This window comes from Vibrio splendidus (assembly GCF_024347615.1).
GTDB lineage: Bacteria > Pseudomonadota > Gammaproteobacteria > Enterobacterales > Vibrionaceae > Vibrio > Vibrio splendidus.
Map to the genome: position 1 here is coordinate 1,619,043 of NZ_AP025509.1, position 15,276 is coordinate 1,634,318.

Below are 15,276 nucleotides of genomic sequence, written 5' to 3' on the forward strand. Positions count from 1 at the left end.
CTTTGCTTCTTTGCGGAGTGTTAGCCGAGTAGAGCGCCGCCATCGATGTCGATGATTGACCCTGTGACGTATGGGTTATTAATTGCGAACAGGTAACCCATGGCTATCTCTGAAGGCTCGCCAACCTTACCTGCGGGTAGGTTGTTTTTGGCGTTGTCGTACATGTTTGCACGAGCGGAATCGTCCATGTTTTTGTAGGCTTCTGTCATGGTCAGGCCGGGGCTAACTGCATTGACTCGAATGGGGGATAGCTCTTTCGCCAGTATTTTGGTTACGCTTTCTAGTGCGGCGTTGATGGCGGTTTTTACGTAAGTGCCTGCCACAACCTTGCGTGACAACATGCCAGTTGTGAAGGTGATAGACCCGTTTGGTGTCATGTAACGAGCGGCATGTTTGGCTACGTTTAAGCTGCCCCAAAACTTAGTGTTAAAAGCTGTCTTAGCGTCTGCGGTTGCTACGTCTGTTACTTTTCCTGCGGGAGCGGATGAGCCAGCGGTTACGACTAAGTGGTCAAACACGCCAATCGATTCGAAGTATTCACAAATCGACTTTTCATCGGTGATATCAACGCCTGTGTGTCGGCTGGCAATATGTACCGTGTTGTTCTCGTTTCTTAGTTGCATCGCTAGTGCTTTGCCGATACCTGATGTGCCACCAATGATGACGAAAGTGTGTTTCTCTTGTTTAGTCGATTCGTTAGTCATGCTCTGAATTCCTGCGTTGTTCTGTTGATGTTTGCCATTATATTTATTCGACTAAATTTGATAATTGGTTAAAATATAAATTCATTATTCGGTTAATCTGAATAGTGTGACTGAGTATTCAAATCGAGCATTAAGATCGAGAAGTAAGACGAAGAGGTGGAAGCGAGAATCGTATGGATAAGTTTTCAGATATGGCGATGTTCGTCAGTATTGTTAAGCATCACGGGTTAGCGGCGGCGGGGCGAGAGTTAGGGCTTTCTCCTGCGACCATGACAGCAAGGCTTCAGGCGTTGGAAGAGCGTTATGGTGTGAAGCTGCTGAATCGAAGCACAAGACATGTGTCTTTAACTGACTCTGGGGAGCTGTATCACAAGGCGTGTCTGGAGATATTGGATAACGTCAGTGAGGCCGAAAATCTGATTCAAAATGGCGTCAAAGAGGTCAAAGGCTCGTTAAAAATCGCCGCGCCAAAAGACATCGGAAAACAGTACATTCTTCCTATTCTTTCGGAATTTTGTCAGCAGTATCCGGACGTTATTCCTTACCTATATTTGAACGATAACCTCTCGAACATTGCCGAATCTGGCATGGATATCGTGATTCGTTATGGTGAACTGGTCGACAGTAGTTTGATATCCAGACGTTTGTCGCCAAGCCGCCGTGTGCTGTGTGCTTCCCCTGAATACCTCGCTAAACATGGAACACCGTTAACACCACAAGACTTGGTTGAGCACGACTGCTTGGCGATGCTGCGCAGTAATGAAGAGCTCAAGACATGGCACTTCCAAGATAATGATATGAAGAAGTCGGTGACGGTTGTGCCGAAGCGATTTTCAGATGATGGTGAAGTGATTCGGTACTGGGCATTAAAAGGTGAGGGTATTGCGCTTAAATCGGTGCTGGATGTACAAGACGACATCAATAACCAACGCCTTGTGACTCTGCTTAATGGCTACATGAAAAACTTCAATACCGCGATGTCGGTGTCGAGTGCCGACTTGAATGTGGTGTACATCAGCAAGAAATATCAGCCGAAGCGTATCCGACTGTTTTTGGATTATCTTCTTGAGCACTTCAGTGGTTTGGTCGAGAGGTCAGGCTGAGAACAATTATTGTTAATTTATCAATAGTGAAGCCCCAATGATGGCCAGCTTTGTCTGGCGGCAAATGTTTATGATGAGAGGTCTGTCAGTGAAAAGACCTCTTCATCGTAGATGACACCATTCTTCTCTGTTCGTCACGCGATCGTGTTTCATCCACATTGAACACAGTAGCGCATGTATGCCCCCTTTTAACCGCTGAAAATTGAAGTTGGAAGGAAAGGTCAAGTTGTCTTCTCTCAAGTTTAGGTGAGAGATCGCCCTGCTTTATAAAATATTAATAATCAATATGTTAGTAAGGCAGCCTTTGAATCGTTATTTGAGCTTTTTATGATTTAAAGCGTATGTAATTACTTAGGTTTATCAATCCCCTCATCCAGAACCTAAATAAATCACGATATCAAATAAATTCGCGTAGCTCTCTTTTTCTACCCAACTGGTCATTTGTTGTCTTTTTTATCTATTTAACCCTCTAATATTTATCAGTTTTTTATTTTTCGACGCCTTTCCTATCAATGGTGCATCTCTCACAGAATTAAAATACATAAGCCAATAGTTGTGACATCGAATTTGAGATAGATTCTCGTTTGGGAACATTCCCGCTAATAAATATAATAATGGAGAAATATAATGAAAAACGTTCTTGGCTTCGTGACCCTTCTTGCTGCTTCTTTTGTTCACGCCGAAGACGCTATAACTTTCCCAACTCAACAAGCTACTGAGGTGAATGAGGCGATTGTCTTTCCGACCGTTCAGCATCCAATCGCGTTAGTTGGTGGGTACGAAATAGAAAATGGTATTTTGCATTCTCGCACTTACGATTGCGGAATTAATATCAGTGATCTAAACCTATCGGCACAACTTGTCTGGGAGGGGGCGACACCGAAAGTGATGATTGTTGGGGATGATCTAATTATGTGTCGTTCACTGGCTAATAGTCCGTTTGAGTTAGACATCAACCCGGTATTAAATCAGCTTCCGAATCACGACCTATATCGTTTAGAACTCGCGAATCATGTCATCTTTAACCGATAGTTTAAGGAGAAAACATGACCTGTCATTATGTAAATGAGAGTGAAAGTGAGGTCGGTGCTAGCACCGGCCCCACGCGGGCCAAAGTTGCCATTTTCGGTGCTGGGATTTCTGGCTTAGCAGTGGCTCATAATTGTGTAAAACAAGGCTTCGATGTGGCTGTTTACGATAAGGAGCTCTACACCGGAGGAAAATGTGTCGGAACGGTGGATGAGGGAGGCGTGGTTCATGAGCTTACTCATCGACAGTTTTTCGCCAAAAACTACAACTTGATAAACTTCCTTAAAGAGGTTCCTAGTGAGTCTGGCAATTGTTTAGATTCACTATATCCCCAGAATATGGTTCAGTTTTCTTGGGCGCAAAATAATAAGACGATACAGTTTCAACGCGGGTACTTTTCCCGTTTTGAAAAGCTATGGGACGACGCAAAGTCTGCTTATTCAATGCTTTATGCTCAAGTACCCATAAAGGACACGCTTTGGTTCAAGCAAAGGCTACAGAAACCGTATTCTATGGAGGAGTTGCTGGGGGTTCCTGTTAGTGAGTTTTTTGCTTATGAGTCTAGGCCTAGACTTGCCGATTTCCTTCGTTCGGTCTTATTAGGTTGGATTGGAGCTACCGATGATACGCCAGCATTGGCAATTTTGGATTTGCTCAACAATAAAGATGGAGGACTGCATGCCTCTGCCCCCGACGCGTACAGTTTGGGAATGAAAGAACCGATTAGTGATGCGCTTATTAATCCGTTGACTCACCATCTTAAAAAGCAAGGCGTTAAATTTCACTTAGGCTACAAAGTCAAAGCCATTTATCCCAATAAAAAACGAACTCGGATTGATAGTGTGCAGCTACATAATGATTGTCGTGTCTTAGCTGATTATTACGTCTTCGCGCTTCCCGCTCACGTTATCAAATCTTTATTCTCAGAGATCAGTTCAGTATTAAATTATGAGTATGTACTGAGCCACGGGTTTCAGTTCTATTTCTCTCAAGTCCCTTCGGTATTGAAGAATAGGACGGTGGGATTAGTTCTCGATTCTCCTTGGGGATTGAGTTATCACGTGACGACTCGAAGTACGTCTGAAGGAGAGGTGACATGCCTATCGGTAACAGCGACCGATCTTGATAAGGCGCTCGGCCTCCTTTACCAAAAGCCGATGTTGTCTTGTACAGAGAAGCAGGTAAAAGATGAATTACTGTTCCAGCTTTTTGGGCAATTAGATTTACTCGATCATTCTGCTTATCAAGGTTTCAGAGTTGGCCTTGGTGCGAAAATGGTGACACCTCAAGAATTGGAAACCTTATATTCTGATTACTTTTGTGGTGATGTGGTGACCAATGAGCGTGGGCAATCCCGTTATTGGATCCTGCAACACGCATTAACTCAGCCAACAGCTCAGAATTCGCTATCAACAACGATGAATAACTTTTCTAACGTCTTTTTTAGCGGTGAGTATCTGTCTGATCCAAGACAAACTTGGCGAGTCCCCGTCACGCTGGAACGATGCATTGAAACTGCCAATCTATGTGCTGCAGATCTGGTTGAGCGTGTCTCTTCTGAACGCGAGGAGCGTCGATGAAATCAAGTGTCTATTCACCTTTATCATCCGGGCTATTTTTACTTATTTTCCTAGTGTACGGCAGTGGCTTCTATCTGCTTGTGCAAAGCTCGATTTGGCTTGCACTAGCTCTGACTTTAGTTTTGCCTGTGTTGTTCTGGCCGTTGACAAAACCAGTCGAAAACGCCAGTGAGATAAAGCGAATCCTTGGTCTCGAAATGGGGTTTAACCTACTGTGTTTTATGGTGGTGAGTCAGTGGGTGAGTGTCGAGTATGTCGATAAAGGTTTGGTCGTGTTTTTTGGCGTCCAGTCTGTTGGTTTTGTATTGGTGCAACTCAAAAAACAGGCCTACCTGTCGATGTTTATCTCGATGGTGCTTACGGCGACAATTGCGTATTGGGTATATACGGGTGAACAAACCTTGCTGTTAGGAGAGGGCAAGATTCTCTTATTTGGTGAAGTGGTTCCTTGGCAATTAAAAGTGATTTATGGCTTTTGGTTAATTCAATTGCTGTTGGTGGAGTATCGCTCAGTTTTGCCGAAACTTACTCTCGCTATCTGCCATATTGCATCCTTTATGATAGCGATGGGTGCGGAGGATTTTTTCCATGCTCGTATCGTGACAGCCTGCCACCTTCTGTTTCTCAGCTTATGTTTCGATTTTAAGCGTTTAGATTGGGGAGGGAGGGACTTTGCTGTATCAAATCGATTGAGCGGATTTATTCAATTGCCAATAATTAGTAAGACGCTCTCTGGACTGATTCTGGGTGTCGTTGTTATCACTTATCTCGGAATTTTCTTTATGTAAATTGGTTCCGTTTTTCAATATGGAATGACGTGGGTGTTTAACTTGCCTCAAACTCTCCACGCCATTCCGAGGCACCTCTCTCAACCCATGACGTATCTCTCGAACTCAACACCCGGCTACGGACAGAGAACATTGAACTGGTTATGATACGACCAACATAAGGATGTGATTGGAGATAGAAATGAAAGTCGTCGGTAACACGGTTATCAAACCTTTTCACAAGGCAACCTGCCATTGTGGTGCAGTTGAATTAGAGCTCAGCTTACCTAACGGGATAGAAAAACCACGTCGTTGTGATTGTTCTATTTGCCGTCGTAGAGGGGCGATTGTGGGCTCTGTTGCGCTGGATGGCATCAAGATCCTCAAAGGTGCGGAGCATCTTAAGCTTTATCAATTCAATACCAACACCGCGAAGCATTACTTCTGCTCAAACTGCGGTATCTATACCCATCACCAACGCCGCTCAAGTCCAAATGAATACGGTTTTAACATCGGTTGCTTGGAAGGGGTGAACCCGTTTGATATTGGCGATGTGGTGACCAATGATGGCGTTAATCACCCTGCTGATCGCTAAGTCGTTACACAATATAAAAGGGATTAATTATGTCTGAATATGGAGCGGTCATTCGCTGGCAAAAAGCGGAAGATGAAGCCTTTAGCGACAACCAATACAGTCGCGGTCATACGTGGGAGTTCGATGGTGGTGTCACTGTACCTGCTTCGTCTTCTCCTCATGTTGTGCCACTGCCGTTTTCGGTGGAAGCGAATGTTGACCCGGAAGAAGCCTTTATCGCGGCACTTTCTAGCTGCCATATGCTGACGTTTTTGGGCATTGCTGCAAAGCAGAAGTACGTGATCGACTCTTACGTGGATGATGCGATTGGTGTACTGGAAGAAGATGAATCCGGTCGCTCATCTGTCACTAAGGTGACTCTGCGACCTGACATTGTGTTTTCGGGCATTAAGATACCAACTGCTAAACAACTCGACAAACTGCATCATTTGGCGCACAAAAACTGCTTTATCGCGAACTCGGTCAAGACTGAGATAAAGGTCGAGATGCGAGATTAATTTAAATTAGTCACAAGATTTCTTTGGAAGCTTCGTCTTTTGAGCCTTGTCATCGTCTTAAGGGTATTCAGGCAATCCAGTTGATTGCAAAAGAACCAAGCACACTATTTGAGGAACCCTCCATGACAGCGTTTAACAGTGCATCGAATTACGGTGAACATGCGTTTATCAAAAGCAAACCAGAGATGCTAGAGAGCATTTACAATACTGTCGATGTATTTCCTTACTGGGTAGCCGACATGGATTTTCAGGTAGCCGAACCGATCACTCAAGAGCTGAGTCGTTTGGTTGAGCGTGGAGTGTACTCGTATGAGTTCAATGAACAGGCGGTGTTTGAGGCGCTATCTCAATGGTATTCAAAGCGTCATGGTTTAAGCCTGTCTTCTGACAAGTTCGTACAGGTTCCGGGAGTGTTACCAGGCATCGCGTTGTTACTGCGCCAGTTTACTAATGAGGGTGATGGTGTGCTTATTCATACGCCGGCTTACCATCAGTTCGCTAATTTGGTGAACAAAGCAGGTCGTCAGGTCGTGAATAGCCCGTTGATTAATGACGGACAGAGTTATCAGATTGATTTTGCTGGTATGGAGCAACAGATCATCGACCAACAAGTGAAGACGATGATTTTCTGCAATCCGCACAACCCAACTGGACGAGTGTGGACACCTCAAGAAATTGAACAAGTCATCGAAATCGCCAAGCGCCACGATGTGTTGATCATCAGCGACGAAGTCCACTCCGACATTATTTTTGAAGGTCATTCTTTTACGAGCTTAACCAGCTTTGATTACGACAAGGTCATTGCCTTGATTGGCTCTCCGGCGAAAACCTTCGGTATGCACAGCATCTCAAATGGCTATGTGTACACCAACGATCATGAGTTATTTGAAGCGTTCAAAACCAATGTGGTGGCGATGTATCTGGATCATGGTAATGCGTTCAGTACGTTTGCAACCGTGGCGGCCTTTGAGAAAGGTGGAGAGTGGCTAGATGGCATGTTGGTGTATTTGCAAGACACGGTGAAATGGATCACTGAGTTTGCGGAGCAGCGCATTCCTCAGTTAAAAGTCTTCCAGCCGCAAGGCACTTACCAAGTGTGGTTTGATTTCTCAGGCTTGGATTTTTCGGAAGAAGAGCTAAAAAATGTGGTGTTTGAGCAGGCTAAAATGGGCTTAACCCCAGGAGGTTGGTTTGGTGCGCAAAGCCCTAACTTCATGCGAATGAACATCGCGACGTCACGCGATAATATCGAGCAATCATTTACGGCTTTAGCGGACGCGATTGATGGTTTTGAGCGAGGAAGTCAGACTCGTTCAGCTTGTTGTGATAGCGGCGCTTCAAAAAGCTGCTGCTGATATCGAGCGTTAGGCTCTAAAGAACGAAAAACCGCGAGGCTGCTTAGTGCATCACTGGCGGTTTTTTTATGTCTGTGTAATCCTACGTATGGTTTTATTGAGTGACAGTTAGAAAGTACTGAGAGATAGGTAGCGATCTCTTGAATGGTAGGAATAGATTGGTTAGCAGAGAGTTATGTTTAGCGTCCCACTGAATAGTTTTGTACATCGTGTGAGTGATAAAAGCCAAGTGATGGCGCATGCTGCAGAATGTGGATGCCAGTTGAAGCGAGTTCGTCGTTCGCGCAATTGGCTGTTGGTCGCTCAAGAGCATCAACTCGTTGAATTTAAAACGATGTTAACTCACGAAAAAGACGGTTGGATAGCAATCGCAATCGACAAAGTGCTGCCTAAACCTGTGGTGTGTTTGGCATCTCTGCTGGCCGCGACACCCTCCATGACCGTCGCTCAACTGGTGATGGAATCTGGATGTTCAATGGTAGAGGCAAGGTGTGCCATTGATGAGCATGAAGGGTTGTAAGTGTAAACTATAAGTGAGTCGGTCGTGTTGTGAAAAGAGAATCGCGAGCAGCAAAAAACCCGTAACGATATTACGTTTTTCAGCGCAATATCGTTACGGGCTTTATCATCTGTGCTTGTGCTGCTTAAGCTAAGCCATGTGGCTTATAAAGCGTTTACTCGATTAAGAGTTAGCTACTTTTACACGAATCGTGTTTTTGCCAAGCTTTGACAAGTTCAGCTTGTTTAGTGCCGCTTTAGCTTCTTCGTGCTCTGGCATTTCAACAAATGCAAAGCCTTTAGATTCGCCAGTTTCTTGGTCTAAAACTAGGCTGCACTCTTTTACTGAGCCGAACTCAGAAAATAGAACACGGATGTCTTGCTCTGCAGTAGAGCGCGATAGGTTACGAACTAGAAGTTTCATAATAAACCTTGAATATGAATTTACGCTGAGCATTGTCGCACACTTTCGTGCTCACCCTCACAAATAATTAGCGGAATAGCTCGGTTTACCTGTTCGCTGCTCTCATTAGCCGTTAACCGCGGTTTATCGTGATATCTGACACATATCCATGCTCGGTGCTGGTTAACGCCTGCTGCAGCATTTGAGCGGCTTCTTGAGCGGTCATAAAGCTTGAAGTATCCATTGCTTTGCCGCTGGTTCCCCAAAACTCGGTTGCCATTCCTCCGGGATAAACCGCAACGATTTTCATCGGGTGACCTTTGAGCTCCAACCTGACCGATTCGATAAAGCCTTTTACTGCCCATTTGGCTGCGCAGTAAGTAGACTCTTCTGCTTTAGCGCCTTGAGCCGCGGTCGACATCACAACAGCAATGGTGACGGGTTGATCTTTGTAGCGCTGCACAAGCTCGCGAATCAAAAAGATGGAAGACTCGATGTTGTTTTTCAGCATGTAGCTGATGGCGGCGGGATCTTGTTGTTCAATTTTACCGAAGTACCCACTGCCTGCGCTATGAACCACCAGCTTTGGTGTTTCAGGCAACGCATCCAATAACTCGCTCACTGATTGTGGATCACACAAGTCACAGGCTTGGCTAACAGTATTCGCTGGCAGGCTTTTTGCTAATTCAGCTAAACGTTGGGAGCTGCGGCCAGTGATCATTAAGCGCTGACGGCTGTTCGATGTGTTCGCATATTGCTTGGCTAAAGCTGCGCCTAAACCGCTGCTTGATCCGGTGATTAAAATCATGGTGACTCGGAATTATTGAATTGAATCGAGATAGTAAGGCTTTGAATACCTGTTTGCTGAGATCTAAGACCAAGATGCAGAGATCCATGAGCAAGATCGATAAAACAGAGGTTTGAGAAAGTCGTAGGAAGATAGGAAGATAACAAGATAACAAGATAAGCAGAAAGGAAAAAATGCCTAAAGGTAAAGCGCATAAAGGTAAAAGCGCCGGCATAGAGCCAGCGCTTTTGAAATCAGATTACTCTTCGTCGAACTGTTTGGTCGTGAATGAGTCTTCGATTCTGTTGAGTTCTTCTTGATCTTTCACTCGCTGTTCTTCTTGGCGAATGACTTTTGCTTCATTGAAGCGTTTCTTTTCCGACTTAGTCAGAAATTTTACAGCTTTCTTGTTAGTCAGTGCGTAAGCAACTACGTCTTCGCCTTTTTCTCTGCGGTCGTTTACACGTTGTGAGAAACGTTCATTGTCGCGAGCTTTACGCTCCGCTGAGGTCAACTTGCTCATGCTTTAAAGCCTTTTCAATTATTCATGGTAGGGAATCTACGCTTAGCGAAACAACGGGGAAGTGCTCTGAATTGGTGGAACTGTGTATCACATCCGCTCAACTGAGTTTAGCCCATTTGTATGCTGGTGGCGCATCTTAGCACAAAGGCTTGAGCATGCAGGTATGCTATTCGAGGGATTAAGCAGAGCAACCCACAATTTTCTGTTGTGGGTTGAGATTGCATTGTGGGCTGAGATTGTTTGCGGGATGAGATTATATGGTGGGCTGAAAGTGTCTTTCGGGGTAACGGTTACCGCTGATGAAAATGGGAACAGGAAAGAGAGGTTAAATTAAATCTTCTCGATATATAAGATCACTTCGCCTACTTTAAACCCAAATTTAGACATCTCAGTTTTGTTGAACAAGCGTTTGTCGTCCATCAAGAACATCCAGTCGTCTAATACGACCTCATAGGTGCTGCCGTCGACTTCGATTTCTAAGTCATATTTCCAATACAGAGCAGAACCTAGAGTCTCGCCATAAGCGGTACCGACTACATCATTAGCTGTGCCCGAATAGGTGTTTTCGCCGGTTTTTATTAGGTTCCAAACACGTGTTGAGCGCTCGCCATCAGCAAAAGAGAACCACTCTTTGATTTCTCCTTTGTCACCGTCCCAAGTCGCGACAAGCTTAGCGTCAAAACGGCGTAATAGGTTACCAGAGCGGTCGAGTACCATCCCGTAAGCCATTAGCTCGCCATTGAAAAAGGTTTCAAGCTTGAGCTCTGGCGTAGTATCTACGTGGTTTTCTAAACTTGCAGAGCCACAACCCGCTAGCCAAGTGAGTGAAAACAGTGCCAAAGCAAATTTTGTTATTGTTGTTTTTGGATTCATTTGTTCAAACCTAATAGTTGTTTGCGTAGACCGGGCTCAGATGTGTTTTCAGATAACCAAATCGCGAGAAAGGCTTCACCAAATTGCTTGTCTTGGATGGTGCCGATGGGTTGCTCATCGAAATAGAAGCGACTTACGTTGTCTTCAGCAACTCGGATAGTCAGCGTGCTGCCTTCCTCAACGTTGGGCCACATTGCGTACAAAGGCTTCAACCAACGCTGGATATTGTTGTTGGAGTAACCAAGTTTGCTCCACTGGTCTTTGGTTGCGTCTACAAGGTCTTTGCTGTCAATTGCTCGGTAGTACTCAAGTTTCAAAGCACGCTCAGAGTTAGATGGAGTGGTGTAGAACTCTGCAGAATACAAAGTCCAAAATAAGTAACTCATCTCACCTTGGCCACGCTTGTTTAAATCATCGACAGCAGAAGCGTTGGCATTCCCGGTAAAAAGGAGTGCTGCGCAAATAAGGGTTAGGGTGACTAAGCTAAATAGTCGGTTTCTTGATTGCTCGCTTGTTTGAGTGCGAACGCGACTAACATCGCTCTCAGATTTGAACGCTTGCGTAGGGTTGCGTGGAAAAGCCATAAGTCACCTCGTTGTTGCCATTTTGGGTTGTACTAAGTTGGAGTAAGCGGCCACCAGTAAGGGCAACAAAATCCCCCAACTTATTGCAAGGGCAGCTAACACCGATGCGTCTGGCCAAGTTGTCAGAAGGGCGCCTGCTTTGATGCCTCCCCAATAACTACTAGTACCTGCTACGAACCCTATGACAAACAAGATCACTTTCGAGCATTTTAAAAGCCAATTTAGGCTGTGGTTAAAACTGATTAAGAACATGATCCACAGGCAAACAAGCCACACCGGGAACCACGATTGATTAGCAATTTCAGAGTCGGCGGCAAACACGCCGAAGTGCAGTAAGAGGCTATCAAGCAATAGCCCCAAAGGTAATAAAATGAGTATTTTCAGATCGCTACTGCGAGTAGGGGAGAGAAGGAAGTGAACGGCCACAATCAGTGGCGCCACGAACGGGGCTTGCGCGGTAAAGAACGCGCTGCAAACCCAGGTCGCTTGAAACAGAACGAGATTAATAATCCAAAACCGTTTCATCTTTTGCTCCAAAGTAACGAGGTTTTCTAGCAACTAAGTGATGAGTACTGATCACGCGCTCTTTGAATGCACCTTCACAGTAGCAGAAATAAAAGATCCACAAGCGCTTAAACTCTTCTGAATAGCCGAGAGACTCTAACTCTTCCCAACTGTTTTCAAAGGCAACGTTCCAGTCGTTAAGAGTACGAGCATAGTGTAGACCGATGTCATCGATTTCTTGAACCACAAGGTCAGTGCTGGTGGCAAGGTGTTGAGTCATCACGGCTACCGAAGGTAAACAACCACCGGGGAAGATGTACTTCTGAATAAAGTCGACGCCTTTGCGGTATTTATCATAACGACTGTCGGCAATGGTAATCGCTTGAATCAGCATTTTGCCTGATGGTTTCAACAGTGAAGAACATTTCTCAAAGAAGGTCTGTAGATACTCATGCCCAACCGCTTCTATCATCTCGATAGACACCAACTTGTCGTATTGGCCTGACAGATTTCGGTAATCTTCTTTAAGCAAAGTGATCTTGTCGGTTAAGCCGAGCGCTTTGACTCGCTGTTCTGCCAGCTCGTGCTGAGCATCTGAAATGGTCGTGGTCGTAACGTGGCACCCGTAGTGCTGTGCCATGAATATCGCTAATCCGCCCCAGCCTGTGCCTATCTCGACCACGTTATCGTTCTCTGACAACTCTAATCGCTCACAGATGGTTTTCATTTTGTTTTGCTGAGCTTTGGATAGGGTTTCTGCTTCTTCGCTGTAGATAGCGGAAGAGTATTGCATCGAGCTGTCTAAGAAGCGCTCGTACAGTTCGTTGCCAATATCGTAGTGAGCAAGAATATTTCGCTTAGAGCCTTGCTCGGTGTTGGCATTCTTACGACGCAGCAATAGGTTTTTGATGCGAGAAATCCATTGTGTTTTATCGTCAAGCTCGTCGAGTTGAGATTGATTTCGAGCCATTATTTGAATCACTTTGGTGAGGTCTGGGCTTGTCCATTTGCCGTCAATGTAGGCTTCGGAAGCTCCAATACTGCCGTCAATCACGACATCTCTAAAAAAGGTTGCATCGTGAATCACGATTCTACCTTTCAAGTCTGCTTCTCGATCGCCGAACACCGAATGCTGATCGCGCTCAATAATCTCAAGCGTCGCGAATTGCAGGCTTTCTAGAACCTTAAAGATTAAAGCTCGATATTTACAGTTGCTTGAAACAGCAACGGATTTAGCTTGTTGTTCAATGTTGTTGTTTTGTTTGGCAAGCTGTTCCATGTAAACCTCGCTGATAACTCATTCTAATATTTTGTGCCAACTAAGCTGGGTTGTGCCCCTTAGTTGGAGCGAACCCAAGCTTGGGTCGAGTTCTATTATTTAGTTGCTGTGAAGACACTTAAGATGTTGAGTCTGGATGCCCCACAAACGGTACTTTTTTCAGGAATAATTTGAGAGCCTGATAATAAATGCCCATCACGACTTTCATCGTCATCGCCGGAATCTTAAATACCGTTCGTCTAATGTTTGTCTTGGTTACTGACTGTTTCGTCAGAGCCAGTGTCGCATCGAAAAGCTTGTCGTCTCGGCGGCTTTCGATATGAACTAACGTGCGTTTCGCTGGTGGCTTAATCTTCCAAAAATAAGTCATATTCAAATCCATGAATGGCGAAACGTGAAACTCTTTCTTAACCTTTAATTCTTGGTGCATGTCGATCAGGTAGTAATGTCGTTGGCGCCAAGGCGTGTTACTCACTTCTGCCAACATGTACTTACAATCTCCAGTTTCGTCGTAACAGAAGAAACAGTTGATTGGGCTGAAGTAGATGCCTAAACAGCGGCACTGAGCCAGCATCATCACACGGTTTGAATCAGGCCAAACCCCACCAAGTTGTTGCACTTTGGAAGCTATACGTTGCTTAAGTGATTTTGGTTCATACGTGGTGACATTTTCTTTTTTTTCAGCGAGATAATCCGATTCGACAAACCGAATCGGGTTGTACCATCGAGTTCCGAACAGCGCACTACGCGCTGTGGTTTGGGGCAGTTCATCAAGATCCAACCCCATCATATACAGCTGATAGCTAAACTCATGAGTGATGTCGCCAAAGCGGCGGTGTCTGACGTTGCCCCAATAGATACCGCTGAGCTCTTCACTCTTTTCGGATGCGATCTCCATTTCGGATGTCAGGGTTTGACTGTTCATAGCGCTGAACTCGTACTCAAATCTAAACCGAAGCGTTTGGTCACATCGAGTGCACTGTGGACACCGTCTTCATGGAAGCCGTTGTACCAGTACGCGCCGGCGAAGTGCGTCTGGTTTTTGCCACAAATCTGCTCACGCTTGTGCTGAGCTTCGACTGTGTTCGAGTCAAGTACCGGGTGATGATAAACAAAGCTGCGAATGATTTTTTCTGGGTCGATGGCTTCGCTTTGATTCAAGGTGACACAGAAGGTGTCTTGGCTTTCGATGCCTTGCAGAATGTTCATGTTGTAAGTCACACAGGCAGGTCGTTTACTGTCGCCATCCAACATGTAGTTCCAACTTGCCCATGCAAGCTTTCTGTCTGGTAACAATCGGGTATCAGTGTGCAGAACCACTTCATTGCGGCTGTATGGGATTTCGCCTAGAACCTGTTGCTCTTGCTCGGTCGCATCGCCGAGTAAACGTAACGCTTGGTCTGAGTGACAAGCAAATATCACTTCGTCGAAGTCTTGTGTAGCGCCATCTTCAAATTCAATCGTGATGCCCGCTTCATGGCGAGTGACTTGTTTGATCGATGTGTTCAAAGCGACGGATTTGTTCAAACCTGAAAGGATAATTTCAACGTAAGAACGCGACCCTTTAGGAATTACATACCATTGTGGACGGTTCGCGATGTCGAGTAGCCCGTGGTTGTAGAAGAATTGAATAAAGAATTTAAGCTCAAATTCTTCCATCTCCTCTAGGCTTGTCGACCAAATTGCTGCGCCCATCGGTAGGATGTAATGCTGGCTGAAAAAGTCGGAAAACTGGTTTTCACGTAGGAAATTGCCAAGGGTTACGTCTGGTGTGAATTCATTACTTTCAAACTGAGCCTTACACAGTTTGTTGAACTTTAGAATGTCAGAGACTAAAGACCAAAATTGAGGTTTGAAAATATTACTTCGTTGAGCAAACAGAGAGTTGATGCTGTGGCCGTTGTATTCGAATTTAGTGGTGGTGTTGTGGACGCTGAAACTCATCTCAGTCGGTTGCCTTTCGACACCGAGTTGTTCTAGAAGCTGATTGAAATTCGGGTAGGTTCGATCGTTGAATACGATGAAACCTGTATCTATCGAAAACGCCGAGCCTTGATGTTCAATATCAACGGTGGCGGTGTGCCCCCCAACATAATCGTTCTTTTCGAATACGGTCACGTCGTGGTGCTTATCTAATATGTGTGCGCAAGTGAGTCCAGAGATACCTGACCCAATAATGGCGATTTTCTTCATTG

The 15,276-nt window shown here is 45.1% G+C and carries 18 protein-coding genes; 8 read left to right on the forward strand and 10 right to left on the reverse strand.

The genetic code is table 11. The features are described 5' to 3' along the window. Window positions 1-20: 20 nt before the first annotated feature. Window positions 21-704 carry an SDR family oxidoreductase gene (locus OCU90_RS24310; RefSeq protein WP_061021143.1) on the reverse strand — a complete coding sequence of 228 codons (684 nt, stop codon included), beginning with the start codon at window positions 702-704 and terminating at the stop codon, window positions 21-23. A 173-nt stretch (window positions 705-877) separates the two neighbouring features. Here OCU90_RS24310 and OCU90_RS24315 point away from each other — a divergent pair, with 173 nt between their 5' ends. From OCU90_RS24315 to OCU90_RS24350, 8 genes are all read left to right on the forward strand, one after another. After that, window positions 878-1,807, forward strand: coding sequence for a LysR family transcriptional regulator (locus OCU90_RS24315; RefSeq protein ID WP_061021145.1), 930 nt, complete (start codon window positions 878-880; stop codon window positions 1,805-1,807). Between the two features lie 627 nt (window positions 1,808-2,434). After that, the gene (locus OCU90_RS24320) at window positions 2,435-2,839 is read left to right on the forward strand and encodes a hypothetical protein (protein ID WP_004732686.1); all 405 of its coding nucleotides are present in this window, start codon (window positions 2,435-2,437) and stop codon (window positions 2,837-2,839) included. 14 nt (window positions 2,840-2,853) lie between these two features. Continuing rightward, window positions 2,854-4,416, forward strand: coding sequence for an NAD(P)-binding protein (locus OCU90_RS24325; protein WP_061021147.1), 1,563 nt, complete (start codon window positions 2,854-2,856; stop codon window positions 4,414-4,416). After that, window positions 4,413-5,204 (forward strand): hypothetical protein, encoded by a 792-nt coding sequence (locus OCU90_RS24330; protein ID WP_061021150.1) that lies wholly within the window; start codon window positions 4,413-4,415, stop codon window positions 5,202-5,204. The genes OCU90_RS24325 and OCU90_RS24330 overlap by 4 nt, the downstream gene beginning before the upstream one ends. Before the next feature lie 181 nt (window positions 5,205-5,385). Continuing rightward, window positions 5,386-5,778, forward strand: a complete 393-nt coding sequence (locus tag OCU90_RS24335; RefSeq protein ID WP_029226011.1) for a GFA family protein — start codon at window positions 5,386-5,388, stop codon at window positions 5,776-5,778. 29 nt (window positions 5,779-5,807) lie between these two features. Further along, the gene (locus OCU90_RS24340) at window positions 5,808-6,275 is read left to right on the forward strand and encodes an OsmC family protein (protein ID WP_061021153.1); all 468 of its coding nucleotides are present in this window, start codon (window positions 5,808-5,810) and stop codon (window positions 6,273-6,275) included. Window positions 6,276-6,397: 122 nt separating this feature from the next. Further along, window positions 6,398-7,630 (forward strand): MalY/PatB family protein, encoded by a 1,233-nt coding sequence (locus tag OCU90_RS24345; protein ID WP_061021156.1) that lies wholly within the window; start codon window positions 6,398-6,400, stop codon window positions 7,628-7,630. Between the two features lie 175 nt (window positions 7,631-7,805). Further along, window positions 7,806-8,150, forward strand: a complete 345-nt coding sequence (locus tag OCU90_RS24350) for a ribosome recycling factor family protein (RefSeq protein ID WP_061021158.1) — start codon at window positions 7,806-7,808, stop codon at window positions 8,148-8,150. 162 nt (window positions 8,151-8,312) lie between these two features. Here the strand turns inward: OCU90_RS24350 and OCU90_RS24355 are convergent, their stop codons facing one another. The 9 genes from OCU90_RS24355 to OCU90_RS24395 form a co-directional block, all read right to left on the reverse strand. Then, window positions 8,313-8,552, reverse strand: a complete 240-nt coding sequence (locus OCU90_RS24355; protein ID WP_004732698.1) for an RNA recognition motif domain-containing protein — start codon at window positions 8,550-8,552, stop codon at window positions 8,313-8,315. A 112-nt stretch (window positions 8,553-8,664) separates the two neighbouring features. Next, window positions 8,665-9,339, reverse strand: a complete 675-nt coding sequence (locus tag OCU90_RS24360) for an SDR family NAD(P)-dependent oxidoreductase (RefSeq protein ID WP_061021160.1) — start codon at window positions 9,337-9,339, stop codon at window positions 8,665-8,667. Between the two features lie 238 nt (window positions 9,340-9,577). After that, window positions 9,578-9,841: a hypothetical protein gene (locus OCU90_RS24365; RefSeq protein WP_004732701.1), complete on the reverse strand. Its 264-nt coding sequence runs from the start codon at window positions 9,839-9,841 to the stop codon at window positions 9,578-9,580. 330 nt (window positions 9,842-10,171) lie between these two features. Then, complete coding sequence (locus OCU90_RS24370) at window positions 10,172-10,714, reverse strand: DUF3833 domain-containing protein (RefSeq protein ID WP_061021164.1); 543 nt, start codon at window positions 10,712-10,714, stop codon at window positions 10,172-10,174. Next, window positions 10,711-11,298, reverse strand: coding sequence for a chalcone isomerase family protein (locus tag OCU90_RS24375; protein ID WP_061021166.1), 588 nt, complete (start codon window positions 11,296-11,298; stop codon window positions 10,711-10,713). The genes OCU90_RS24370 and OCU90_RS24375 overlap by 4 nt, the downstream gene beginning before the upstream one ends. Before the next feature lie 3 nt (window positions 11,299-11,301). Further along, on the reverse strand, window positions 11,302-11,823 hold the full coding sequence (locus OCU90_RS24380) for a DUF2878 domain-containing protein (RefSeq protein ID WP_017077071.1): 522 nt from the start codon (window positions 11,821-11,823) through the stop codon (window positions 11,302-11,304). Beyond that, a complete protein-coding gene (locus OCU90_RS24385) occupies window positions 11,801-13,081 on the reverse strand; it encodes an SAM-dependent methyltransferase (RefSeq protein WP_061021168.1) in 1,281 nt (426 codons plus the stop codon). The genes OCU90_RS24380 and OCU90_RS24385 overlap by 23 nt, the downstream gene beginning before the upstream one ends. Window positions 13,082-13,199: 118 nt before the next feature. Next, window positions 13,200-14,006 carry a DUF1365 domain-containing protein gene (locus tag OCU90_RS24390; RefSeq protein ID WP_061021170.1) on the reverse strand — a complete coding sequence of 269 codons (807 nt, stop codon included), beginning with the start codon at window positions 14,004-14,006 and terminating at the stop codon, window positions 13,200-13,202. Then, on the reverse strand, window positions 14,003-15,274 hold the full coding sequence (locus OCU90_RS24395; RefSeq protein ID WP_061021173.1) for an NAD(P)/FAD-dependent oxidoreductase: 1,272 nt from the start codon (window positions 15,272-15,274) through the stop codon (window positions 14,003-14,005). Before OCU90_RS24395 ends, OCU90_RS24390 begins: the two co-directional genes overlap by 4 nt. Window positions 15,275-15,276 lie beyond the last annotated feature (2 nt).

What these genes read in the sequence shown, in the direction of transcription:
- OCU90_RS24395 (WP_061021173.1), bottom strand. Translation starts at nt 15,274, where the DNA reads ATGAAGAAAATCGCCATTATTGGGTCAGGTATCTCTGGACTCACTTGC.
- OCU90_RS24345 (WP_061021156.1), top strand. Translation starts at nt 6,398, where the DNA reads ATGACAGCGTTTAACAGTGCATCGAATTACGGTGAACATGCGTTTATC.
- OCU90_RS24335 (WP_029226011.1), top strand. Translation starts at nt 5,386, where the DNA reads ATGAAAGTCGTCGGTAACACGGTTATCAAACCTTTTCACAAGGCAACC.
- OCU90_RS24355 (WP_004732698.1), bottom strand. Translation starts at nt 8,552, where the DNA reads ATGAAACTTCTAGTTCGTAACCTATCGCGCTCTACTGCAGAGCAAGAC.
- OCU90_RS24370 (WP_061021164.1), bottom strand. Translation starts at nt 10,714, where the DNA reads ATGAATCCAAAAACAACAATAACAAAATTTGCTTTGGCACTGTTTTCA.
- OCU90_RS24380 (WP_017077071.1), bottom strand. Translation starts at nt 11,823, where the DNA reads ATGAAACGGTTTTGGATTATTAATCTCGTTCTGTTTCAAGCGACCTGG.
- OCU90_RS24330 (WP_061021150.1), top strand. Translation starts at nt 4,413, where the DNA reads ATGAAATCAAGTGTCTATTCACCTTTATCATCCGGGCTATTTTTACTT.
- OCU90_RS24340 (WP_061021153.1), top strand. Translation starts at nt 5,808, where the DNA reads ATGTCTGAATATGGAGCGGTCATTCGCTGGCAAAAAGCGGAAGATGAA.
- OCU90_RS24390 (WP_061021170.1), bottom strand. Translation starts at nt 14,006, where the DNA reads ATGAACAGTCAAACCCTGACATCCGAAATGGAGATCGCATCCGAAAAG.
- OCU90_RS24315 (WP_061021145.1), top strand. Translation starts at nt 878, where the DNA reads ATGGATAAGTTTTCAGATATGGCGATGTTCGTCAGTATTGTTAAGCAT.
- OCU90_RS24365 (WP_004732701.1), bottom strand. Translation starts at nt 9,841, where the DNA reads ATGAGCAAGTTGACCTCAGCGGAGCGTAAAGCTCGCGACAATGAACGT.
- OCU90_RS24350 (WP_061021158.1), top strand. Translation starts at nt 7,806, where the DNA reads ATGTTTAGCGTCCCACTGAATAGTTTTGTACATCGTGTGAGTGATAAA.
- OCU90_RS24320 (WP_004732686.1), top strand. Translation starts at nt 2,435, where the DNA reads ATGAAAAACGTTCTTGGCTTCGTGACCCTTCTTGCTGCTTCTTTTGTT.
- OCU90_RS24310 (WP_061021143.1), bottom strand. Translation starts at nt 704, where the DNA reads ATGACTAACGAATCGACTAAACAAGAGAAACACACTTTCGTCATCATT.
- OCU90_RS24360 (WP_061021160.1), bottom strand. Translation starts at nt 9,339, where the DNA reads ATGATTTTAATCACCGGATCAAGCAGCGGTTTAGGCGCAGCTTTAGCC.
- OCU90_RS24325 (WP_061021147.1), top strand. Translation starts at nt 2,854, where the DNA reads ATGACCTGTCATTATGTAAATGAGAGTGAAAGTGAGGTCGGTGCTAGC.
- OCU90_RS24375 (WP_061021166.1), bottom strand. Translation starts at nt 11,298, where the DNA reads ATGGCTTTTCCACGCAACCCTACGCAAGCGTTCAAATCTGAGAGCGAT.
- OCU90_RS24385 (WP_061021168.1), bottom strand. Translation starts at nt 13,081, where the DNA reads ATGGAACAGCTTGCCAAACAAAACAACAACATTGAACAACAAGCTAAA.